General features: G+C 71.0%; 19 protein-coding genes. 6 read left to right on the top strand and 13 right to left on the bottom strand.

The annotated features are described in order from the left end of the window. Positions 1 to 73: 73 nt before the first annotated feature. Entirely contained in the window at positions 74 to 196 is a 123-nt protein-coding gene (locus ACFWVP_RS16065) for a hypothetical protein (RefSeq protein ID WP_384497083.1), read from the bottom strand. A 65-nt stretch (positions 197 to 261) separates the two neighbouring features. Beyond that, positions 262 to 567 carry a hypothetical protein gene (locus ACFWVP_RS16060; protein WP_384497081.1) on the bottom strand — a complete coding sequence of 102 codons (306 nt, stop codon included), beginning with the start codon at positions 565 to 567 and terminating at the stop codon, positions 262 to 264. A gap of 197 nt (positions 568 to 764) precedes the next feature. Here ACFWVP_RS16060 and ACFWVP_RS16055 point away from each other — a divergent pair, with 197 nt between their 5' ends. After that, entirely contained in the window at positions 765 to 1247 is a 483-nt protein-coding gene (locus ACFWVP_RS16055) for an Imm21 family immunity protein (RefSeq protein WP_384497079.1), read from the top strand. A 110-nt stretch (positions 1248 to 1357) separates the two neighbouring features. On the opposite strand, the gene ACFWVP_RS16050 is transcribed toward ACFWVP_RS16055, so the two are convergent. The 4 genes from ACFWVP_RS16050 to ACFWVP_RS16035 all read right to left on the bottom strand — a co-directional run bounded on the left by ACFWVP_RS16050 (position 1358) and on the right by ACFWVP_RS16035 (position 4895). Beyond that, entirely contained in the window at positions 1358 to 2170 is an 813-nt protein-coding gene (locus ACFWVP_RS16050) for a MerR family transcriptional regulator (protein ID WP_384497077.1), read from the bottom strand. Then, positions 2163 to 2699: a VOC family protein gene (locus ACFWVP_RS16045; RefSeq protein ID WP_384497075.1), complete on the bottom strand. Its 537-nt coding sequence runs from the start codon at positions 2697 to 2699 to the stop codon at positions 2163 to 2165. The genes ACFWVP_RS16050 and ACFWVP_RS16045 overlap by 8 nt, the downstream gene beginning before the upstream one ends. Before the next feature lie 211 nt (positions 2700 to 2910). Next, positions 2911 to 3612: a response regulator gene (locus tag ACFWVP_RS16040; protein ID WP_384497074.1), complete on the bottom strand. Its 702-nt coding sequence runs from the start codon at positions 3610 to 3612 to the stop codon at positions 2911 to 2913. After that, positions 3609 to 4895 carry a sensor histidine kinase gene (locus ACFWVP_RS16035; protein ID WP_384497072.1) on the bottom strand — a complete coding sequence of 429 codons (1287 nt, stop codon included), beginning with the start codon at positions 4893 to 4895 and terminating at the stop codon, positions 3609 to 3611. Before ACFWVP_RS16035 ends, ACFWVP_RS16040 begins: the two co-directional genes overlap by 4 nt. Before the next feature lie 227 nt (positions 4896 to 5122). On the opposite strand from ACFWVP_RS16035, the gene ACFWVP_RS16030 reads away from it, so the two are divergent. The 5 genes from ACFWVP_RS16030 (at position 5123) to ACFWVP_RS16010 (ending at position 11592) form a co-directional block, all read left to right on the top strand. Then, positions 5123 to 5818 (top strand): ABC transporter ATP-binding protein, encoded by a 696-nt coding sequence (locus ACFWVP_RS16030; protein ID WP_384497071.1) that lies wholly within the window; start codon positions 5123 to 5125, stop codon positions 5816 to 5818. After that, positions 5815 to 8163: an ABC transporter permease gene (locus ACFWVP_RS16025; protein WP_384497070.1), complete on the top strand. Its 2349-nt coding sequence runs from the start codon at positions 5815 to 5817 to the stop codon at positions 8161 to 8163. The genes ACFWVP_RS16030 and ACFWVP_RS16025 overlap by 4 nt, the downstream gene beginning before the upstream one ends. Positions 8164 to 8384: 221 nt before the next feature. Next, the gene (locus tag ACFWVP_RS16020) at positions 8385 to 9176 is read left to right on the top strand and encodes an ATP-grasp domain-containing protein (RefSeq protein ID WP_384497068.1); all 792 of its coding nucleotides are present in this window, start codon (positions 8385 to 8387) and stop codon (positions 9174 to 9176) included. A gap of 139 nt (positions 9177 to 9315) precedes the next feature. Beyond that, positions 9316 to 10401, top strand: a complete 1086-nt coding sequence (locus tag ACFWVP_RS16015; RefSeq protein ID WP_384497066.1) for a pectinesterase family protein — start codon at positions 9316 to 9318, stop codon at positions 10399 to 10401. Positions 10402 to 10584: 183 nt separating this feature from the next. Further along, on the top strand, positions 10585 to 11592 hold the full coding sequence (locus ACFWVP_RS16010) for a LacI family DNA-binding transcriptional regulator (RefSeq protein ID WP_384497064.1): 1008 nt from the start codon (positions 10585 to 10587) through the stop codon (positions 11590 to 11592). Positions 11593 to 11663: 71 nt separating this feature from the next. On the opposite strand, the gene ACFWVP_RS16005 is transcribed toward ACFWVP_RS16010, so the two are convergent. From ACFWVP_RS16005 to ACFWVP_RS15975, 7 genes are all read right to left on the bottom strand, one after another. Further along, the gene (locus tag ACFWVP_RS16005; RefSeq protein ID WP_384497063.1) at positions 11664 to 12371 is read right to left on the bottom strand and encodes a hypothetical protein; all 708 of its coding nucleotides are present in this window, start codon (positions 12369 to 12371) and stop codon (positions 11664 to 11666) included. A 41-nt stretch (positions 12372 to 12412) separates the two neighbouring features. Next, positions 12413 to 14632, bottom strand: coding sequence for a glycoside hydrolase N-terminal domain-containing protein (locus ACFWVP_RS16000; protein WP_384497061.1), 2220 nt, complete (start codon positions 14630 to 14632; stop codon positions 12413 to 12415). Beyond that, positions 14629 to 16605, bottom strand: a complete 1977-nt coding sequence (locus ACFWVP_RS15995; RefSeq protein WP_384497152.1) for a beta-galactosidase — start codon at positions 16603 to 16605, stop codon at positions 14629 to 14631. The genes ACFWVP_RS16000 and ACFWVP_RS15995 overlap by 4 nt, the downstream gene beginning before the upstream one ends. Positions 16606 to 16619: 14 nt before the next feature. After that, the gene (locus tag ACFWVP_RS15990; protein WP_384497060.1) at positions 16620 to 18863 is read right to left on the bottom strand and encodes a 1,4-beta-glucanase; all 2244 of its coding nucleotides are present in this window, start codon (positions 18861 to 18863) and stop codon (positions 16620 to 16622) included. Between the two features lie 42 nt (positions 18864 to 18905). Further along, a complete protein-coding gene (locus tag ACFWVP_RS15985; protein WP_384497059.1) occupies positions 18906 to 19889 on the bottom strand; it encodes a carbohydrate ABC transporter permease in 984 nt (327 codons plus the stop codon). After that, positions 19886 to 20980, bottom strand: coding sequence for an ABC transporter permease (locus ACFWVP_RS15980; protein ID WP_384497058.1), 1095 nt, complete (start codon positions 20978 to 20980; stop codon positions 19886 to 19888). Before ACFWVP_RS15980 ends, ACFWVP_RS15985 begins: the two co-directional genes overlap by 4 nt. A gap of 98 nt (positions 20981 to 21078) precedes the next feature. Further along, on the bottom strand, positions 21079 to 22752 hold the full coding sequence (locus ACFWVP_RS15975) for an extracellular solute-binding protein (protein ID WP_384497056.1): 1674 nt from the start codon (positions 22750 to 22752) through the stop codon (positions 21079 to 21081). Positions 22753 to 23002: the final 250 nt, after the last annotated feature.

Below are 23002 nucleotides of genomic sequence, written 5' to 3'. Positions count from 1 at the left end.
CGCCACGACACCTGAGCCCGCACGACACCGCAACCTCCCGACCGCTGGAGCCGAGCCGTGTCCACCGCGGTGGTCATTTGTCAGACAGCGCCCAGGTGAAACCCAGCCGGACCGAAGCCGCGCCGGCGCCGGCCGCGCCGATGAGGTCGATGACGGCCCGGTCGGGGATGGTCGTGTCGAGCTGCTGGAGGTCCACGCCCGTGCTGCTCCAGGGGGCGGGGATTCGATTCAAGCCCGGTGCCAGAGGGGCCGGCTCGGTGGTCAGGCGGGAACGCCGGCCCGGTCCAGGACGGTGGCCATCTCACCCTCAGGGAGCCCCGCGTCGGCCCCCGCGCTGAAGGCCAGTCCAGGAATGTGAAGGGCTTCGCGGAGCCGGTGGAGCGGCAGGCGCGGGTCGCCGGCCGCCGCCTGGCGCGTCCGGACTGCGGAGTCATGACTGAGCCGTTCGATCAGCACCGGCGTAGCGGCCGGGTCCCGGACGGCCAGCCGACGGTAGTTCCCGTCGGGGTGGTCCGCGAACCGCGCGGCGAGACCGTCGCGGGGAAAGCGGGGGTGCGATTCCGCCATCCACGCGGAGAACGTGGTCCGACAGGTTGTGCCGGACCGCCAGTGCCGTTCACACCGCCCCGGCCGTCGCCGGCGTCGCGACCTGCTCGACGCCGGTCAGCGGGCACGTCCGACCCAAACGGAGTTACCAGGCCGCCCTGTCCGACCCGGCGCATACGCTGTCGCCCCGGAACCGAGCTCCTGGAGTTGGAGGCGGCATGTCGTTGACGTGGCTGGAGACGGGGGGCGGCCCGTTCATCGTGGTTCCATCCGACGCGTTGTCACACTGGTCGGGAACGGAGGGCGACTACGACCGGGCCTGCGCGGTCATGAAGCTCGTCGGAGTCCTCGAACTACCCGACGGAGGCGAGGCGCTCGTCCTCGGCGACGAACCGCTCTCCACCACCTACCTTCCCGCGCACCGAGTGCTCGTCCGCTGGTGCCACGCGGAGAGCGAGGAGGGCGTCGCTGACATCATCCTGGCTGGGCTTCCCACCGCTGAGTGGGACGAAGGCCCGGTGATGAGGACCACTGGCAAGCTCATCATGTTCGACGCCGCCTACTTCGGTACTGAGGTCGGGACACTCACGGACTGCACCGTTCTCGAACTCGGCGCCGGCCGCTTCCGGGTGGACTCGGCAAGCATAGAACCCGACCAGCTGACGTCCTTTCGCGTCCACCGATTCGTTGAGCTGACCTGACCCGCCTTCGGTATGCAGAGGAAATCCAGCTTTCCTCTCAGCGAGTACCGGCAGGTTCGGACATCCGACGAGGCCGCTGCCATGGGAGACGGGGTCGGTCATCAGCCGATTCACTCAGGCCCGTGCCAGGTCGCGGTGTCGGGGTCGATGCTGTGGGCGCGCGCGTCGGCGTCGATGATGCGACGGAGCCATGTGGCGAGGCCGGCGCGGATGCCGTCGTAGTGGGCGGCGAATCCCGGCTCGGCCTCGTACATGCGGCCGAGACAGACCTGCATCTGTCTGGTGAGGGGAAAGTACGAAGCGAATACTTCCCGGTGCCGCTCGACGAGTTGACTCGCTTCCGGGCTGCCAGGTGTGACGCCGGCATCCATCGCATCCCCGAGGGCGCGGTCGAGGCCGGCGATGTCGTCGGCGATGGCCTGCCATTCCTCCGGACTGCGAGAGGCTGAGCGTTCGGCGTACTGCCGCCATTGCGTCGTGTCTCCGTAGCGCTGACGGGCTTGGGCCGGCCCGTCCGGGTCCCACCGGGGGCCGAAGATCGCGGCCTGCTGCTCGGTGGTCAGCAGCAGGCCGCGCTCATGGGCGTCGATCATCCGGTCCAGTCCGGCGCCGAGCTGGCGGAGGCGGTCGATCCGTTCGGCGACCTGGGTGCGCTGCGCGCGCAATGCGCCGGGCACGTCCGCGGTCGAGTCGTCCAGGACGGTCCGGATCCTGTCCAGGCCGAGGCCGAGCTCACGGTAGACGACGATGCGGTGCAGGCGCTCCAGATCGTCAGGGGTGTAGAGCCGGTATCCGGCAGCCGTGCGCAGCGACGGTCGCGCCAGACCGATCTCGTCCCAGTGGTGCAGGGCGCGGACTGTCACGTCCAGACGCGTCGAGACCTGACCGACGGTCAGGCCCCCGGCGTCAGTGGTATCAGGCATGCTTCCCATTGTCGCCGCGACCGTCGCCGGGTGGGGTGATCCCGATGGCCTCGAGGTTCCGCGCCTCCTGGCCGGCCGGATCAAAGGGTTTCGCCGCAGTGAAGACGACCCGTGCGTTCTCGGGGGTGATCACCTCCACGTCGCGGGTGTTCCAGAAAGTGTCCCGTGGACCGTCGACCGAGTTCGGGCGCAACGCGCGGCATGACTCGGCAAGGGAATCGACCTGGCTGAGCACGCCCGAGAAACTGAAGCTCATCGCTGGAGGCTGCTCCGGAACGCTCGCCGCCGAGACGAGAAGTACGTCCTGGAACGCCCACCGGCGCAGATGCACGATCGTGCCGGGGACGCTGAACAGTTCGAAGAAGCCGAGTCCACGAGTCCAGAAGTCCACCGACGCCGCCAGATCGCTCGTGGGGATCGTCACGAACGCGGGCATTCCGTAGATGCCACGGAACGGCTCCGGCGGAACCGCGTCCGGGCCGGGGGTGGGTACGGGACTCATCTCGAACGCGTTGTAGTAGTCACTCATGCGTCCCACCCTCCGGCCTCACGCAACGTGAGGGTCAAGTCGGAACCGTGAATCTCACCCCGACCCGACGATGCGCCCAACGTCGTGGCCGGGTGCAGGTGAGCAGTGAGGCAGCTCCCGAAGATGAGCTGGGAGGGGAGGGCCAGGCTTCGCCGTCTCGCCGGGCGGCGTCGGCGATTGCCTGGGCGAGCCGTTCGACATCGGGCGACCGCTACGCCCGCTCGGTGGGCTGCTGGGCGGCCTCGCCCGCGCCGACACTGACCAGACCGGTCTCGTAGGCGACGATGACGGCCTGGACACGGTCGCGAAGTCCGAGCTTGGCGAGGATACGGGCGACGTGTGTCTTGACGGTCGCCTCGGACAGGTGAAGGCGGGTGGCGAGTTCGGCATTGCTCAGTCCTCGGGCCAGAAGGCCAAGGACTTCCAGCTCGCGCGGGGTGAGCGGGGCGAGGTCGCGGTGGAGAGCGGCGGTGTCGCTGCCGGGCTGGGCGAACCTCCGCACGAGGCGGCGGGTGATGGCGGGCGCGAGTAGGGCGTCGCCGGTGCGGACCGTGCGGACGGCCGAGGCCAGGTGCTCGGGGGTGACGTCCTTGAGGAGGAAGCCGCTGGCCCCCGCGGCCAACGCCGCGTAGACGTACCGGTCGAGGTCGAAGGTGGTCAGGATGATGACACGGGGTTCGCCGGGGGCGCCCCTGAGGATGCGGCGGGTGGCTTCCAGGCCGTCCATCTCGGGCATCCGTACATCCATCAGGACCACGTCGGGCCGGGTGCGGCGGGCCGCTTCGACGGCTTCGGCCCCGTTGGCCGCCTCGGCGACGACGTCGATGCCGTCGGCGCCGAGGATCATCCGGAATCCGGTACGGACCAGGGTCTGGTCGTCGGCCAGGAGCACACGCGGCGGCTGCTCGGTCACGGTGCCTCCAGGGGGATGAGCGCCTCGACACGGTACCCGCCGGTCAGGCGCCGGCCGGCATGCAGGGTTCCGCCGTAGACGGCGAGGCGCTCGCGCAGGCCGATCAGGCCCCGGCCGTTCCCGGCGGCCGCGTCGGCAACCGGGTGGCCACCGGTGTCGGTGACCTCCACCCGAAGGTGGTCCGGGCCGTATTCGACGGTGACGGCGGCGGTGGAGCCGGACGCGTGCTTCACCGTGTTCGTCAGTGCCTCCTGGGCCACGCGGTAGGCGGCGAGTTCGAGGCCGGGCGGGAGGGGGCAGGGCGGGCCTGCCACGGTGAGACCGACCGTGAGGCCTGCGTCCCGGACCCTTCCGACCAACGATTCCAGCTGGTCGAGGCCGGGCTGCGGGGTCAGGTCCGTACTTCCGTCCACCTCCGGACCGCCGTCCTTGTCCTCGTCGGGCATGGTGAGTAGCCCCATGACGTGACGCAGTTCGGTCATGGCCGCCCGCCCGCCGGCCTCGACGGCGAGCAGCGCCTCTCCCGCCTGGTCGGGGGAGATCTTCATGATCTTGCGGGCGGCGCCGGCCTGGATGACCATCACGCTGACGTTGTGCGTGACGACGTCGTGCAGCTCGCGGGCGATCCTCGCGCGCTCGTGCTCGACCGCCCGACGCAGCGCCTCGGCCTGTTCGCGTTCCAGGGCGGAGAGGCGGGTACGGCCCTCGTCGGTCCGGAGTTTCCAGGTGCGCAGCCCGAGAGCGGCTCCTGCCATCGGGACCAGGATCAGCAGGGCGATGTACTGGTTGGGGATGATCGGTGTCACCGAGTTCCCCGAGGTGCCGACCAGGAGGACCGACACCGGCAGCGTGGCCAGGGCCGCCACCCGACGGGGGCTGTGTACGGCGGCGCTGTAGACGGCGATCACGAACGCGTAGAACGTCAGCCGCATGACGCTCTGTGGTGTCGCCAGTACCGCGGCCGTCACGACGCACAGCACGGCGAGCGGGAAGCGGCGGCGCAGCGCCAGGGCGCCCGAGGCCACGGCCGCGAGGGCCACCATGAAGGCCATGCCGCCGGGGCCGGACGGGCGCGGCATGACGTGCCGCACGCCGGCGATCTCCCGCACGACGACGTTGTCCGCGTTGTCGATGCCGTAATAGACCGTGGTGACGCCGAGCATCAGCGCCACGAGCACGTCGAACTGCCAGGCACGACGGCTGAGTCGCAGCGGCGGGCCGGTCGGACGTCTGGCGTCGTGGACCACGCCCCGCAGCCGCGCCGACATCGTACGTACGTTCATCACTGGTTCATTGTCGTTGCAGTCGGACTCATCGGAGTCCGCCTCAGCGGCCGTTCTCGGAGCCCGGCATACATCGGACGCCTACATCGAAAGGATGACGTTTCCGCAGGTCATCCCGATGCCGTACGGCAAAGGGTCCGAGCGGGCGACGCGCGGCGGCAGGGCCGGCTCCTAGCGTTCCGGGAGCCGGATTCCCCATCCGGCACCCCTGTCGAAGGAGCCCTTCCATGACCACGCCGGTGATCGAACTGCGCGAGGTGAGCCGCCGCTACGACGACGGCCCGCCCGCCCTGTACGAGGCGTCGCTGACCGTGCGGCCCGGCGAGGCCGTCGCGGTCCTCGGCCCCTCCGGCAGCGGCAAGTCCACACTGCTCAATCTGATCGCGGGCCTGGACCGGCCCGACACGGGGACCGTCACCGTGGACGGAACGCGGGTGGACCGCCTCAGCGAGGCCGGAGCGGCCCGCTACCGGCGGTCGAAGATCGGCATGGTCTTCCAGTTCTTCAACCTCCTCGACGACCTGACCGTCACCGACAACGTCGTCCTGCCCGCACGCCTCGCGGGCACGGCACGTGGCGCGGCGGGCCGTCGGGCAGCGGAACTCCTGGAAGCCCTCGGCATCGACCGGCACGCCCACGCCTACCCCGGGAGGCTGTCCGGCGGCGAACGGCAGCGCGTCGCGGTGGCACGTGCGCTGATGAACCGGCCGCCGCTGCTCCTGGCCGACGAGCCGACCGGGGCGTTGGACACGGCCGCCGGACAGGACGTCAGCAAGCTGCTCACCGACCTCAACGCCGAGGGCCAGACCATCGTCGTGGTCACCCACGACCTGGCCCTGGCCCGGTCCTGCACGAACCGTACGGTCCGGATCGCTGACGGCCGGATCACCGAGGACCTCATGTCGCCCGAGGCCGTTCGATGAGCGCCCTCGGCCAGGTGGTGCGCTCGGGGGTGGGCCGGCGCCGCGTGCAGACGCTGGTGATCGGGCTCGCCACGATGATGGCGGTGGCCGCCTCCGTCCTCGGCGGATCGCTGCTCGTGGTCTCCGGCGCGCCTTTCGCGGATGCCTTCGCCGAGCAGCGCGGCGCGCACCTGTCCGTCGAGTACGACGCGGGGCAGGTCGGCGCCGGGCGGCTGTCCGAGTCGGCCGACACCGAAGGGGTGAGCCGTGCGGCAGGACCGTTCCGTACGGCGACGGTCGCCCCGAAGACGGACGGGGCGGGCGACGGATGGCCGATGACCGTGGTCGGCCGGGGTGATCCCGGCCGGGTCGTGGACGAGGTGGCGCTGCGGGAGGGGCGGTGGCCCACGCGCGTCGGCGAGATCGTGCTGTCCGTCGACTCCTCGCTCGTGCCGGCCCTGGGCATGAAGCTCACGTTCCCCGCCCTGTCCGGCGGGCCGACGCTGAAGGTGGTCGGGGTGGCCCGCTCGGTGACGCGGACCGCCGACGCGTGGGTGGTGCCGTCCCAGATGCCCGCGCTCACCGCGCCGGGCAGCGGCGGCTACCAGATGCTCTACCGCTTCACCGACGCGGCAACCGCCGCGCAGATCAGCGCGGGCGGCAAGGCCGTGACGAAAGGCCTGCCGACGGGAGCCGCCGTGGGCAATCAGTCCTGGCTCACCGTCAAGAAGAACGCAGAGCGCGACACCGCCCTCTACGTCCCGTTCCTCATCGCGTTCGGGGCCCTCGGCCTGGTCATGTCCGTGCTGATCGTGGGCAACATCGTCGCGGCGGCCGTCGGCGCGGGAACCCGCCGCATCGGCATCCTCAAGGCTGTCGGTTTCGCTCCGAACCAAGTCGTGCGGGCCTACACCGGCCAGGCGCTGATCCCGGCCTCGGCCGGCACGGCACTCGGCGTTGTCGCCGGCCACCTGCTGGCCATCCCCGTACTGGCCGAGACCGGGGAGGTCTACGGCTCCTCCTCCCTGACCATCGCCCCCTGGGTGGACGCCGTGGTGATCGCCGGGGTGCTCGGCCTGGTCGCGGTGACCGCGTGGGCGAGCGCCTGGCGGGCCGGCCGGCTGCGTACGGTCGAGGCGCTCGCCGTCAGGCGCGGGACGTCGACGCGGCGTGGCCGGTGGGCGGCCCGCTCGGCAGGCCGGCTTCCGCTGCCGCGACCCGTCGCGCTCGGCCTGGTCAGACCCTTCGCACGGCCCGCCCGCGCGCTGGCCATGGGCACGGCGGTGCTCTTCGGCACCATCGCGGTCACGTTCACCGTGGGGATGGTGGACTCGCTCGGCGAGGTGATGAAGGCGAAGGCACACGACGCCGCCGATGTCACCGTGCCCGCCCCCATGCCGGACTTCGGCCCGCGGGGTCCTGCTTCGGACAAGGAGCTCGGAGCCGATCCCGCCGCGGTCGCCGCGGCCGTCGAGGCCGGCGCGGGAACCGCGAAGCACTACAGCGCCGCGACGGTACGCGCGACCGTGGCCGGCGTGACCGGCACCGTCGACGTGATCGCCTTCACCGGTGACGCCTCCTGGGGCGGCTACACGATGGTCTCGGGCCGCTGGATCGACAGGCCCGGCGAAGCGGCGGTCCCGACCGCCTTCCTGGCCGCCACAGGTACCCGCATCGGTGACACCGTCACCGTGAACGGCCTGGACAGGCCCGTCACGGTCCGGATCGTCGGCGAGGTCCTCGACCCCCGTAACTCCGGCATGCAGGTCTTCACCGACGCCGCGAACCTCGAAGGCGCGCGTCCCGACCTGACGGAGACGAGTCATCACATCGCGGTGGCGTCGGGCACCGACGTCACCGGTTACGTGGACGCTCTGAACAGGGATCTGGCGCCGCTGGGAGCCACTGCCCGGATCGGCGGGCTCGGAGACGGCAGCGACATGGTCGTCACGCTGAACTCGCTGGCCGCGATCCTCACGCTGATGCTCGTCACCGTCGCCGCGATCGGCGTGCTCAACGGCGTACTGCTCGACACCCGTGAGCGTGTCCGGGAGATCGGTGTCCACAAGGCGCTCGGCATGACCCCTGGGCAGACCGTCGCGATGGTCCTCACCTCGGTCGTCGTGACCGGACTTGTCGCGGGCGCACTGGGCGTGCCGCTCGGTGTGACCCTGCACAGCTGGGTCATGCCCGCGATGGGCGGCGGCGCGGGGCTCCGTCTCCCCGACTCCGTCATCGCCGTCTACGACGCCGCCGAGCTCCTCCCGCTCGCACTCGGCGGCCCGCTCATCGCCGCCCTGGGCGCGCTCCTGCCCGCAGGCTGGGCCGCAAGGGCCCGCACCGCCACGGCCTTGCGCACCGAATAGAAGGCCGTGGTCGGAGCTCGTGCCGCTGACGCCCACCGCGAGGAGCGGTGGGGGTCAGCCGGCTGGTCCCCTCCAACTGGTTCGGGACGCGGGAGATATCTCAGCTCCGGGACGTGGTCGCAGAGCGTGCCGATGGAGACGCCGAGGATCTCGGCGAGGGCGGTGACGCTGTCCGGATCTCCGCGTCGCCGGTTCACCCCGCCTGGCTAGGGTGCTGTCACATGGCCCCGCTCCTCGCACTCGCCCCGCACCGTTCCACCACCGCCGGCCTCCTGGCCGGGGCGGCGCGCGACCGGGGTGCGGAGGTCGTGATCCTGCCCCGGGACGGCGTGCCGGACCGGCTCAGGGAAAGAGGGGACGCGCACTACTACGGCGGCCCGCACTTCGCGGCAGGCGTGGCCGGACCCTTGGGCGTGACACTTCTGGAGCCGGACGAGGACTGGCTGGACGCGCTGCCGTACGCGTTCACCGGGCGCGGGATCAGGCGCGTCCGGCTGTCGGAGGCCCGCCGCGGGACGGAACCCCGCTTCGTCAAGCCGCCCACGGACAAGAGCTTTCCGGCGGCGGTGTACGAGGACGGCGGCGCGCTCCCGGAGCCCGCCCACCCGGACGACCCGCTGGTGCAGGTCAGCGAAGTGGTCACCTGGGCGGCGGAGTTCAGGCTGTTCCTGCTCGACGGGGAGATACGGACCGGCTCCCGGTACGCCACCTTCGGCCGGCTGGACCCGGCGCCGCTGCCGGGGCACCCGGACGAGGCCGGGATCCGTGACTTCGCGCGACGGCTGGCCGAGGCGTGCGGGGACACGTTGCCCGGCGGGGTGGTGGTCGACGTCGGGCAGATGCGGGGGACGGGCGGCCGGGACACCGAGAGGTGGGCGGTGGTCGAGGCCAACATGGCCTGGTTCAGCAACGTGTACGCGGCCGATCCGGCCGGGGCGCTCGACGTGGTGCTGCGGGCGGCGGGGTCTCACAGTCGGGTCCGGGCGGGGGATCTACGCTTCCGCAGGAGCTGAGGCGGGGCGTGAGGCGGGGTGTGAGGCAGTGGGCCCGGGCCAGGACATCCGCCGCTTCCCGGAACCCGGCAACCTTTCGGGCCGCTGCGGCGACTACTGCCAGGAACCCCCACCTCTTCCCGACGGAACGGACCAGGTCATGGCAGCGAATCGACGGCGTACCGAGGCCCACCCCGCACGGCGCCGCGCCCTGGCGGCTGGAGCGACGACGCTCCTGGCCGTCGTGTCGGTGCAGGCGCACGGGTCGGCGTCCGGTGCCGTGGCGGCGACCACCCTCACCGTCGCCAAGGACGGCACCGGGCAGTACACGACCGTGCAGGCCGCGGTGAACGCGATCCCGGCCGGCAACACCGCGCGGGTCGTCGTCTCCGTCAAGCCCGGCACCTACCGCGGGACCGTGAAGATCCCCTCCACCAAACAGAACGTCACCCTCCAGGGCAGCGGATCGAGCCGCAACGACACCGTCATCGTCCACAACAACGCCTCGGGCACCCAGAAGCCCGACGGTTCGGGCCCCTACGGCACGGGCGGCAGCGCCACCGTCGCGGCCGAGGCGAACGGCTTCCAGGCCCGCAACCTCACGATCTCCAACGACTTCGACGAGGCCGCCAACCAGAACATGAGCGGACTCCAGGCCGTCGCCCTGCGCACGGCCGCGGACAAGGTCTTCCTCGACTCCGTCATCGTCACCGGCGACCAGGACACCCTGCTGCTCGACACCGCGTCCAAGGCCACGCTCGGCCGTGTGTACATGAGCAACTCCTACGTCGTCGGCAACGTCGACTTCATCTTCGGACGGGCCAGCGCGGTGATCGACAAGTCCGTCATCACCCTGAAGAAGCGATGGGACGGCAGCTCCGCCGGCTACATCACCGCACCCAGCACCGCCGCCGACCGCAGGGGCTTCCTGATCAACAACTCGACCGTCAACGGGGACGTCTCCGCGGCGAGCTTCTACCTCGGGCGACCCTGGCACGCGGGCCAGGACGCCTCCCTCGACCCGATGGCCACCTTCCGCGACACCACGCTGAGTGCCGCGGTCAAATCCGCCCCGTGGACCGACATGAGCGGCTTCTCCTGGAAGGACGACCGCTTCGCCGAGTACAAGAACACCGGACCGGGCGCGGGTTCGGCGAGCGGCAACCGGCCGCAGCTCTCGGATTCCCAGGCCACGGCCCAGGAGACCGCGGACTGGCTCGCCGGCTGGACACCGTCGGCGTCCTGAGACACGGTGTGATGAAGAGGGCAGCAGTCGATCGAAGCGCTTCGACTCCACTCTGGACAGTCCCTGTGGGCGAGTCTAGGCTCGACACTGTCTGTGCATGTCAGAGTGTGAAGAGTAGAGTCGGGAGTGCTGTCGAAGCGCTTCACCTCTCCTTTACCGTCCTCATCTGCAATGGAGAGCTGAATGGTCACGCTTGCCGAGGTCGCCCAGCACGCCGGAGTCTCCGCGAGCACGGTGAGCTATGTCCTCAGCGGGAAGCGGTCGATCTCCGCCTCCACCCGGGAGCGCGTGGAGCTCAGCATCCAGAAGCTCGGCTACCACCCCAACGCGGGGGCGCGAGCGCTCGCCAGCAGCCGGACCAACATCATCGCGCTCATGGTGCCGCTGCGCACCGACATGTACGTACCGGTGATGATGGAGATCGCGATCGCCGTCGCCACCACCGCCCGTACACACGGCTACGACGTCCTGCTCCTCACCGGGGAGGAAGGGCCCGCGGCGGTCCGGCGGATCGCCGGGAGCTCGCTCGCGGACGCGATGATCCTGATGGACGTCGAGATGCACGACGAGCGGCTTCCGCTCCTCAGGGAGTCCGGCCGGACCGCCGTCCTCATCGGGTTGCCGGCCGACACCGACGGACTGACCTGCGTGGACCTCGACTTCGAGGCCACCGGGGCGCTCTGCGTCGAACACCTCGCCGGCCTCGGACACCGTGAGATCGCCGTGATCGGTGAGGCCGCCGCCGTCTACGAGCGCCACACCGGCTTCGCCGAGCGGACCGTGGACGGCATACGGGCCAAGGCGCAGGAGACGGGCGTGCGGGTCCTGCACCGGCCCTGCGAGGGAGGGTACGCGGCGATGGCCGGCACCCTGGCCAGGGTCTACGACGAACGGCCGGGCACCACCGGCTTCATCGTGCAGAACGAGGCCGCCGTCGAACCGCTGCTCAACCTGCTCCAGCAGCAGGGCCGTGCCGTGCCCGAGGACGTCTCCGTCGTGGCGATCTGCCCCGAACAGGTGGCCACCCAGGCCTCGGTGCGGCTCACCTCCGTCGCCATCCCGGCACAGGAGATGGGGCGCGGGGCGGTCGAGCAGGTGGTGGCCAAGCTCGCGGGCCGAGGCACCGACGAGGTCGACCTGCTGGCCCCGGAGCTGACCGTACGGGCGAGCACGGGACCGGCGCCTGCCTGAACCCCTTCGGACCAGGACGAGCCGGTCCCCGCTGGGGGACCGGCTCCGCCCGTACGTGAGGGCCCGGGGGATCAGCTCGACGAGACGTCGAACGAGTTGGTCCTGAAGTCCAGACCGCCCTGCGACGAGGTGATCTCGTAGCCGAACTGGACGTCGCCGATGGTCTCGTTGCCCCACCAGCCCTTGGTGTCCTTGATCCACTTCAGGATCGGCAGGATGTTCACCGTGCCCGAGGAGGAGTCCGAGGTCCGCAGGAACGAGAAGACCTCGTTGGCCCCGTTGTCACCCTTGTGGACGGCCCAGGTGTGACCGCCCAGGGTCACCGTCCCCTGTGAGGTGCCGAGCGGGCCCACGGCGCCGTTGTGGTTGACCCAGAGCATGACCTCGTAGTCGTAGTCCGTGTCCCAGATGTCGTACGACGTGTTGTAGGCGCCGGACGACGGGACGGTGACGTTGTAGCGGCTGGTCAGCGACGACAGCGAGGTGATCGGCTTGTTCACGATCTTCTTGGCGTTGGGGTACGACTTGATGCCGCCGGTGTTCGGGTGGTCGGCCCAGACGCCCCAGTTGCTGGAGGAGTTGGCCCAGATGGACTGCGCGCCCGCTCCGGAGCCCCAGATGTTGTTGTAGAGGATGTAGTTGTCGGACGTGGTGTAGTTGCCCCACTGGTCCGATGAGGACCAGACCGCCGCGTGGGCCGGTGCCGCGGCGAAGCCGATCAGAGCGGCCACCGCTGTCGCGGGGGCCAGCAGGAGCTTGGTCAGGGTGCGTCGTGCCATGGTGTCCCTTCCATGGGTGGGGGGTCGGTGGGGGGAAACAGCTACCGCGGCCCCAGGGTGAGGACGCGGTCCACGCCGGCCGCCAGGTCCAGCGGGACCCGGAGGTTCGCGGCGCGGGTCTCGGTGAGGGCGAGCCCGTCGCCCGTACGCACATCGACGCGGGCGTCGCGGGTGGGGTGCAGGACCGCGGTGGCGCCCTCGGCCGACCAGCTCAGGTCCAGCCGGGCGCCGAACCGGGTCCGCACACCGCGTAGTTCACCCGCCGGGTACGCCGCGGGAAGGGCCGGGAGCAGGACGAGGCGCTCCGGGGCCGACTGGACGAGCGACTCGATCACGGCGGACGGGAGCGTGTGGGCCGCGTCCGCGTTGTACACGTTGCGGGACGGGTAGTGCGCGCTCATCAGCGAGTCGTGGAAGAAGTCGCCGCCCAGCACCGCGTCCAGCGCCGCCGACACCCGCGACGGGTCCCGCAGCCGGGCCGCGATGAGCGCATGGTGCAGATGCCCGTGCGCGGAGTCGTTCTCCGACCCGCGCAGCTCCAGCGCGCGGTGCGCCGCCGCCGCCAGCCCCGGGGTGTCGTACGGATTGATCTCGTCCAGCGGCCACACCGGGTACAGGTGGCTGAGGTGGCGGTGGTCGTACGTCTCCTCCAGGCCCGGCCACGCCCATTCCGCGAGCGCCCCGTCCTCGTTCACCAGATACGCCGGGAGCCGGGCGGCGAGCGCCCGCCAGTGTCCGGCGGACGGGTGGTCCGGGGCGACACCGGCTGCCGTGGTCAGGGCGTGCCGGGCCGCCGCGATGTCCATCGTGGCGTTGACCGTGCCCCAGCTCGCGTTCGCCGGCCGGTTCTCCGGGGAGTAGGAGGGGACGACCGCGATGTTCCCGTCCGGGTCCTCGCGGCCGAGGAAGTCCTCGTAGAACAGCGCCGCCTCGACCAGGGCGCCGGCCAGGCGGGGGTCCGCGGTGCCCGTGGTCACCTCGGCGTGTTCGAGGAGCGGCTGCAGCAGCCAGTCCGCGCCGGCCGTCCACAGGTGCAGCGGATAGGCGCGCTGGAAGTGCCGGGTGTGGCCCGACTCGCCGTCCGTGTGGGACGGCGCCACGATGCCCCGGGCCCCGAAGATCGCCCGCGCGTTGTCCTGCCAGTCCGCCAACTGCCCGTGCACCAGCGCGGCATGGGCCTCGGTGACCTCCGGGAGGGCGGCCGTGGCGGCCGAGGAGATCTGGAGGTTGAGGTTGGCGTTCGTGGTGAACGCCCCCGACCAGGCCGTGTCCCAGTCACCGGTCCACAGCCCGGTCAGGCGGGGCGGCAACTGCCCCGAGGAGGACAGCAGATGGTAGCGGCCCGCCGCGAACAGGCGCTCCAGGAGCGCCGGGCTCCTCGGGCTGCGGAGCAGTTCGCTGCCCGGCAGCTCCCGGTCCCGGGCCGCGTCCCGCAGCGTGAGGGACGTACGCCCGAACGCCGCGCGGTGCAGCGGCTGATGGCGGGCCAGCAGGGTGGCGTAGTCCTCGTGCGGCAGGTCCGCCCACAGGGCGCCGAGGCCGGGGTCGCCCGCCCCGCGCCGCACCCGGGTCGTCAGCGTGAGGCTCCGTGCCCCCTCGACCCGGACGCCCTCGCCCGCCACGGTCACCGTTCCGCCGTCGGCCCGGACCACGGTGACCCCCGTGTACGACAGGTCGCTGCCCGGGTAGCCCACCCGCAGTGCGAGGTTCGCGCCGTCCGGGGTCAGCACCGTCGAACGGCCGACCGCCAGCTGGGCCGGGGCGCCGGGCAGGGCGTGGTCCAGGAGGACGTCCGCGCTCAGCCCGAGGTCGGTGATGTGCTGCACGATCACGTCGTCGGCCCGCGACACGAAGACACGGCTGCGCCACGCCTCGTACGACGCCGTCACCTCGCCCGTCGTGAAGTCGACCTCGCGCCGGTAGCCGGCGACCGACTCGTGCAGCCCCCGGCCACGGCGGACGCCGGTGCGGAACGCCGGGTGGAAGGGCTGCACCCACAGCAGCGGGCGGCCCGCGCCGAACTCCTCCGACGCCTTGGTGTCCCCGGACAGCAGCGCGTCCTGGAGGCGCCCGAGGCGGTCGGCGAGCTCGGGCGGCCGGACGTCCTCACTGCCGTTGGGCCGCACCAGCGTGTGGTGGTTGACGATCACGCGGTCGTCCGCCGGATCGCCGTACACCATCGCGCCGTGCCGCCCGTTGCCGCTGAGGAAGGCGTCCTCCCAGCGGGCGGCGGGGGCCGGCTCCCACGTCCCGTCGATCATGCGGAGAGGTCTCTGAGAACGGCCACCCCGTAACGCCCCAGCTCCACGACGCCGTCGGCCTCGACGCCCGTGAGCAGGTCGAGACGGCGGCCCGGCAGCTTCACCGTGACCGTGGAACGGCTGTGGTGGAGGAGGAAGAGCAGACCGCCGCGGCGCACCGCCTCCACCCCGTCGGGCAGCCCTTCCACGACCGGACGCACACCCGCGCCCGCCGCCGCCCCGCCGAGCAGTTCACGCAGGGCCGCCGGCTCGGGCAGCGTGGAGACGTACCAGGCCGTGCCCTTGCGGAGCACCGCCGGCAGGCCGTCCAGCTCACCGCCCCGGTACGCGGACACCGTCTCCGCCGTGCCGTCGACCTCCAGCTCCTCCGACCACAGGCCGCCCCGGAACCCGTCGCACTCCACCGACCCGTCCGCGTCCAGCGGCCACCACTCGTGCACCGTACGGATGCCGAACAGCTCACGCAGCCGGCCGTCCATGCCGCCCGGCCTGATCCGGTCGTCCACGTCCGCGACACCGGTGAAGAAGCCGCAGACGAGCGTGCCGCCCGCCCGGGCGTAGGTGACCAGGTTGTCGATCGCCGCGTCGGTCAGCAGGTACAGCTGGGGCACGACCACCATGCGGAAGGCGCTCAGGTCCGCCTCCGGCCGGGCGAACTCCGTCGCGATCCCGCTCTCCCACAGCCCCCGGTGCCAGGCCTGCACGAGCTCCGGGTACGCGACCCGTGTGGAGGGGCGGCCCTCCTGGGTGCTCGCCCACCAGGAATCCCAGTCGTGGAGCACCGCGACCTCGGCCGGGACCGCCGCGTCACTCACCTCGGCGCCGATCAGGGCGAGTTCGGCACCGATCCGCTTGATCTCCCGGAACGTACGGCCGTGCTCGCCCGCGTGCGTCAGCATCCCGGAGTGGAACTTCTCCGAGCCCTGCCGGGACTGCCGCCACTGGAAGTAGCAGACGGCGTCCGCGCCCCGGGCCACGGCCTGCAGCGACCAGAGCCGGTTGAGGCCGGCCGGCTTGGGATGGTTGACCTCCCGCCAGTTGACCCCGCCCGCCGCCTGCTCCATCAGCATCCACGGTCCGGCGGCCTGCGAGCGGGTCATGTCGGCGAGCATCGCGTTGTACTGGCCGCCCAGCGGGTCGGTCGGGTCCGGATAGATGTCGACGGAGACGACGTCCTCCTGCTCCGCCCACGCCCAGCCGTCCTGGCCGGCCCACAACGGCATGAAGTTGGTCGTCACCGGGATGTGCGGGGTGTGCCGGGCGACGATGTCCCGCTCGGCGACGTAGCACTCCATCAGGGCGTCGGAGGTGAACCGCTTGAAGTCCAGCACCTGCGCCGGGTTCTTCATGTACTGCGCGCGGCGCGGCGGCAGGATCTCCGCCCAGGTGTCGTAGCGCTGGCTCCAGAAGGCTGTGCCCCAGGCCTCGTTGAGCGCGTCGACGGTGCCGTACCGGTCGGCCAGCCAGCGGCGGAAGTGGGCGGCCGTCGCGTCGCACCAGCAGTGCGTGCAGTACTCGTTGTTGATGTGCCAGACGGTGAGCGCCGGGTGGTCCGCGTACCGTGCGGCGAGGTCCTCGGTGAGCGCGGTGGCGTAACGCCGGTAGACCGGTGAGCTCGGGCAGAAGTGCTGCCGCGAGCCGTACGACACGAGCGTGCCGTCCTCGGCGCGCGGCAGCGTCTCCGGATGCAGGGCGCCCATCCACGGCGGCGGCGAGGCCGTCGGGGTGGCGAGGACGACACCGATGCCGTGCGCGTGGAGGAGGTCCATCAGCCGGTCCAGCCAGCCGAACTCCCGTGCTCCCGGGCGTGGTTCGATCTTCGCCCAGGAGAACACGCCGAGGGTGACGGAGTTGACCCCGGCCTCCTCCATCAGCCGGACGTCGTCGGCCCACACCTCCTCGGGCCACTGCTCGGGGTTGTAGTCGCCTCCGAAGAGGACGCGGCCACGGGTGGCGTCGTGCAGGGACGGCATGGACTTCTCGTTCCTCATTCGGGATCCGCGTACTGGATGCCACGGCCGTTGGTGCCCAGGTAGACGCGGCCGTGGACGCGGGGGTCGCCGGTGATGACCTCGCCGGTCCACCCCCACTGGTGGGAGTCGTCGTTGACGCGGACCCAGGTCCTGCCCGCGTCGTCGGAGCGGAGCACCGCCACGCCGTCGTGCGTGGCCAGGACGCGTCCGGTCTGGAAGACCGCCGGATATCCGCCGCGGCCCTTCCTCGCGGACCGGCCGAAGCCGAGGGCGTGCGAGGCCTGGCAGCCGGCCACCACCGTGAACGTCAGACCGCCGTCCACCGAGCGCAGCAGCCCGTGGTCCTTGGCCGACAGCCACAGGTCGCCGGAGCGGCCGGGTGCGGCGGCGATGCGGAACTGCACGTCGCCGGAGGGCAGTCGCCCGGCGCCCGGGGTGAAGGTGGCACCCCGGTCGGTGGAGCGGAACACCGTCCCGGTGTCCGTGTCGTACACGTAGAAGCGCGCCGGGTCGAGCGGGTCGGCGACCGGGGTGCCGCCCTTGGGGAACGTGGCGACCTCGGCCCAGGTCGCGCCGCCGTCCGTCGAGCGGTGCGCGGCGTACTTCGTACCGTCCCAGTGGATGAACGACCACAGCAGCGTCGCCCCGTCCGCCGAGACCGCGACCGGTCCGGGGGCGGACGCGGCGAGCTCCGGCTGGGTGGCGAACGGCTGCCAGCTCGCGCCCCCGTCGCGGGAGTACGCTCCGGCGGCGCCGCCCGAGGGCCAGCCCGTCCGCACGACGTACGAGGGCTTCAGCGTGGCCAGGGCGAGGCCCGTCGCCGTACCGAAGACCGGGTTCGACGCCATGCCGCGCGACGGGGAGGCGGTCAGGGACTCGTGGTACATCACCCCGATGTCACCCAGCCCGCTGAGCAGCCGGGCCCCCGACGGCGGTGCGATCAGCTGCCGGACCGCCGACTCCTCCAGACCTCGGATCTCCGGTGCCCAGCGCACCAGGTCACGCGTACCGAAGATCGTCGCGCCGGTGCCGTACACGATGTGCCGGGAGTCGTACGGGTCGACGGCCACGGCCTGGATCCACCAGCCGAACTTGGGCGTCTCGCCGCCCCACCTCAGATACGGCGTCTCCGACGCGTCCAGGACCGCGGAGTCCTTGAGCGAGGTCCAGTTCGCGCCCCCGTCCGTGGAGCGGAACAGGGTGTCCACCGGCCCCCAGCGGTTGTTCGTGGAGACGACCACCGTGCCCGGCCGGCCCGCGTCGACCGCCACCCCGCCGTAGCCGAACGCGTCACCGCCGCCCGGCGCGACCGGGGTGACGTCCGTCCAGGTGCCGGTCACCGTGTCGAGCCGGTGCACCGAGCCGTCGGACTGGTTGTTGGGCCCCGGGCCGTCCGCGTAACTCACGTACAGCGCACGGGTCTGGGCGTCGTACGCGGCTCGGATCGGCACCTTCGACGCCGCCGTGCCGGTGGACGGCTGACCGGGGACGGGCTCCCAGCCACCGGCGGAGTCCGTACGGTACAGAGCGGTTCCGCCGTCGCCCCAGCCCGCGTACACCGTCCGGCCCGCGGCCACCAGGAGCGTGACGCCCTGGCCGTTCGCCGACGCGGCGGCCGGGAACGCGGTGTCAGCCGCCCAGGTCGCCCCGCGGTCCGTGGAGCGCAGCAGCCCGTCGTGCCGGGTGCCCAGCCACAGCGTCTCGCTGTCACGCGGGTCGACCAGGAGCCGTTCGCCGGCGCCCCGGCCGTCCTCGTTCGCCCCCAGCCGCACCGCGAGGTCCGTACGCGTCCAGGTGGCGCCCCGGTCCTCGGACCTGAGCACCGCGCCCGGACCGGCCCACGACTGCGCGTAGGTGCCGAGCGCGAGATACAGCCGGTCCGGGTGTGCCGGATCGACGGCCAGGGCCTCGACGCCCAGCAGATTCCAGTCGTCCCAGCCGAGATGGTCCGTCAGCGCCGTCCAGCGGGCCGCGGTGTCGTCCCACCGGTAGGCACCGCCGATGTCCGTACGGGCGTACGCCAGGCCCCGGACCGCCGGGTGGAAGAGGATGCCCGTCACGAACCCGGTCCCGCCGATCACCGCCGTACGCCAGCGGTGCGGCTGGGTCCGCCTCGGACGGCGGGCCGCCACGGCCGGGGCGGCCGAGGGCAGCACGGCGGCGGTGGCGGCCACCGCCGCCGCCCCGGCGAGCACGGTCCGGCGCCGGGGCGCGTCTGGCTGTGCGGGTTCGGGCCGCGGGTCGGACGAAGCGCGCATGACGAACACACCTTCCGGTGGGGAGCGGGGGAGTGGTGGAGATCAGCCCTTGACGGCGCCGGTGAGCATGCCCTTCTGGAAGTGCTTCTGGACGAACGGCGACAGCACGGCCACCGGGATCAGCGCCAGGACCATCACCGCCATCTGCACAGCCAGGCTGTTGATCTGTCCGCTGCTGACCGCCGCGCCCATGGCGCCGGGCGGCACCTGGTGCTGGAGGACGAGCTGGCGCAGGATCATCTGCAGCGGGTACTTGTCGCTGTCCTGGATGTAGAGCATCGCGTTGAACCACTGGCTCCAGTAGCCCACCGCGTAGAACAGCGAGATCACCGCGATCACCGCACGGGACAGCGGCATGATGATCTGCAGCAGGATCCGCCACTCGCCGGCGCCGTCGATGCGCGCCGCGTCGATCAGCTCGGGCGCGGTGTCCATGAAGAAGCCGCGCAGGACCAGGATGTTGAAGACGCTGATGGCACTCGGCAGGATCATCGACCAGTAACTGTCGCTCAGGCCGATGCCCGTGACCAGCAGGTAGGTCGGGATGAGGCCCGCGCCGAAGAACATCGTCGCCATCATGGTCATCAGCAGCGGCCGGTGCGCGTAGGAGTCCCTGCGGCTCAGCCCGTAGGCGCACAGTACCGATATCACCATGCTGAACACTGTGCCGACGACCGTCAGGCCGATGCTCACCAGTGCGGCACGGGTGACCGCGCCACCGCTGAGCAGTTCCTTGTACGCGATGAACGTGATGCTCTTCGGCCAGACGACCAGACCGCCCGCGTCGTTGATCGCCTTGGTGTCCGAGAGGCTGGTGACCACGACCACCCAGATGGGTCCGAGGATCACCGCGCAGATCGCGAAGAGTCCCACCCCCTTGAAGGCGAGGCCCGCCTTGGTGGGCTCCTCCTCCCACACCGGGCGCGGTTCGGTGCGCAGGGCGCGCTGGAGCGGGGTCTGCGTCCGTACGGCAGTGGGCCGCGCCGGCGGGTTGCCGTCCTTTTCCATGTCCAGGAGAGTCGTCATTTCTTGGAGTACACCCCCTGCTCGCCCATCATGTGGGCGACCTTGTTGGCTCCCAGCACCATGGCGACGCTGAACAGTCCCTTGAAGATTCCGGCGGCGGCCGCGTAGCCGAAGTCGCCGGTTTTGATGCCCGTCCACCAGATGTAGGTGTCGAGGATCTCGGACGCGCCCGCGCCCACCTGGTCGCGCTGGAGCAGGATCTGCTCGAAGTCGAGGTTCAGCGCGCTGCCGACCCGCAGCACGAGCAGCAGGGCGATGACGGGGCGCAGCGCGGGCAGGGTGACGTGCCACATGCGGCGCCAGCGGCCCGCGCCGTCCACGGCCGCGGCCTCGTACAGATCGGTGTTGACTGCGGCGAGCGCGGCGAGGAAGACGATGACGCCCCAGCCGGCGTCCTTCCAGATCGCCTGGGACGTCACCAGGAACTTGAAGAAGCCCGGGTTGGTCATCAGGTCGAAGCCCTCGTGGCCGTGCTCGCGCAACCACTGCGCGACCAGACCGGCGCCTCCGAACATCTGCTGGAAGACGGTGACGACGAGCACCCAGGAGAAGAAGTGCGGCAGGTAGACGATCGCCTGGACCCAGGCCCGCACCCTCGCGCTCATGATCGTGTTGACCAGCAGGGCGATGGCGATCGGGATGGGGAAGAAGAGGAGCAGCTGGGTCATGAAGATGACCAGCGTGTTCAGCAGGACTTCCCAGAAGCGGTGGTCCTCGAAGATCCGGGTGAAGTTGTCGAAGCCGACGAAGGGGCTGCCGGTGATGCCCAGGTCGTAGACGTCGTAGTCCTGGAAGGCCACGACGTTCCCGAGCAGCGGGATGTAGTTGAAGACCAGCAGCAGCACCATGGCCGGCACGGTCATCAGGATCAGCGTGCGGTCCCGGCGGAAGCGCAGGCGCCGGGTGATGCCGCCCGGTGCGGCCGGGGCCTTCGTCTTCCTGCCGCTCCGCTTCGGCGGCCGGGCGGGTGTCCCGCTCGCCCGTGTGCGGCCCTGCGCGCCGTCGTCGTCGCTGCTGTCCTCGCCGGAGGGTACGGTCGCCCGCCCCGCCGTGCGGTCCGCGTCGGTCGCCACCGTGGCCCGAGGCTTCACCCTGTGCTCCCCATGTCGTGCTCTCCACCCCGGCCGCCGGGCTCCTCGCGCCCGGCGGCCTGCTGTCGTTGTGCGTGCGTGCAGGTGTGGCGTACGGGTCAGACGCCGGAGCCGTTCTTCTCGAGGAGGTCCTGGTACCAGTCGCGGAGCTTGTCGCCGCCGCTGTTCTTCCAGGTGGTCACCGCGGCGTCGACATCGCTGACCTTCTTGCGGCCGCGCCGGATGTCCTTCTGGAGGTCGTCGAAGGGCGTGTACAGGGAGGCGTAGCGCTGGGGCTCCACGACCTGCATGCCGAAGAAGAGCGGCTTCTTGATGTGCGGGGCCTGGCGGGCCATCCAGCCGGCGTAGTCCTGCACGAGCTGCGGCTCGTCGGGGAAGGCGATGGTGTGCGGCGGGGAGGCGATGTAGAGGAGGGTGGCGGGCTGGGCCTCCTGGATGCCCTTCGGGGTGAAGGTCGGCACCCCGCCCTCGACCTTGTAGTGGGTGTCCTGGACGCCGTAGTTCGTCAGCATGAACTCCTCGGTGCCGTACGGCGCCGCGGCGAAGTCGGCGATCCCGAGGAACTCCTCGATCTTCTCCTTGGGCAGGTCCTTGCTGAGGAAGGTGAAGATTCCCGCCGGGTCGTCCTGCCACAGAGTGGGCCTGCCGCCGTCCGCGGCGAAGAAGTCCAGTGCCTGCATGTCGAACTTCGGGTTGGCGGCGGCCTGTTCGGAGACCATGCCCTTCCAGCCGCCGGTGCCGTCGTTGTACATGAGGACGTGGCCGCTGGTGAAGCGGATCTTGGAGTCGGCGTCCTTGTTGGCCTCGGCGTCCGGGTGGACGTACCCGCCGTCGTGCAGCTTGCGGGCGAAGGCCAGGGCCTCGCGGTACTCCTGCGTCTCGATCTTGTGGACCAGCTTGCCGTTCTCCAGCTGCCAGTAGTGCGGGGCGTCGGGCAGCAGGCCGTAGATCTTCTGGATACACGTCCAGAGGTCGTCGAACGCCCACACCTTGCTCTTCGGGGCGGTGTACTCCTTGCCGAAGGCGAGCAGGTCGTCGGCGCTCGCGGGCAGGGCTCCGGAGCCGACGAGGTCCTTGCGGTAGAAGAACGCGTTGCCGATGACCGGGTTGGGCATGGGCAGCCCGCGCAGCTTGCCGCCGAAGACGGAGTACTGCCAGGCGCCGGTCGGGATGTTGGCCAAATTCGGGTACTTCTTGACGGCGTCGCCCGCCAGGTAGGGCCCCAGGTCGGCGAACTTCGCGGTGATCGCGTTGCGGATCTGCCCCTGCATGTTCCAGCCGGGGATGGTCATGACGTCAGGGATCTCGGAGCCGGCCAGGACCGCGCCGATCTTGTCCTGGTAGGTGTTGCCGTCCTGAGGGTCGAAGCTGAGCTTCGCGCCGACCGCCTTGTTCACGGCCGAGTAGTACGGGTTGTCCTTCTTCGGGACGGTGCCCCACAGCGGGGTCATGACCCGGAAGGACGACCCCTTGCCCGGTGCGGACTTCACCGAGGTGACCAGCGGGTCGGGCAGCTTGGTGAAGCCGGGGCTCGAGCCGTTGACGCTCTGCACGTCGGGCTGGACCAGGTTCGTCGGGGCGTAGCTCGGCATGACCTTCTTCAGTGCCTTGCCCGTCGTCGTGCCCTCCTTGCTCCCCGAGGCGGAACCGCTGCCGCCGCACGCGGCGAGCAGCGGCGCTCCGCCGGCCACGGCCACTGCGGCGAAGGCACCCGATGCGAGGAAGCTTCTCCGGCTCGGGGCGGTGGAGGAGGGGGAGGAATTCGGCGTCATTGCGTCAACCCTTCGAGGCGCACCAGGACGACACACGGCGGGCGACCGCCGTTCGGTTCCTGTGTCTGAGGTGGGGCGTTACTGGCCGAGCCGGCTGCGACATCTCCGGCCGAGATGAAGCGGTTCGATACTGTCGAAGCGCTTCGATGTTGCAGCGAGGTTAAGTGAAGGGGACCGGTCGCACAAGAGTCCGTTTCCAGATTCCTCCGACCTGTTTCCGAACCGTTTCCGGCGCGACGTGCCCGAGATG

The organism is Streptomyces sp. NPDC058637 (genome assembly GCF_042717325.1).
Classification (GTDB): Bacteria; Actinomycetota; Actinomycetes; order Streptomycetales; family Streptomycetaceae; genus Streptomyces.
The sequence above is the reverse complement of the archived record's forward strand: the minus strand, read 5'-3'. Positions and strand labels throughout refer to the sequence as shown.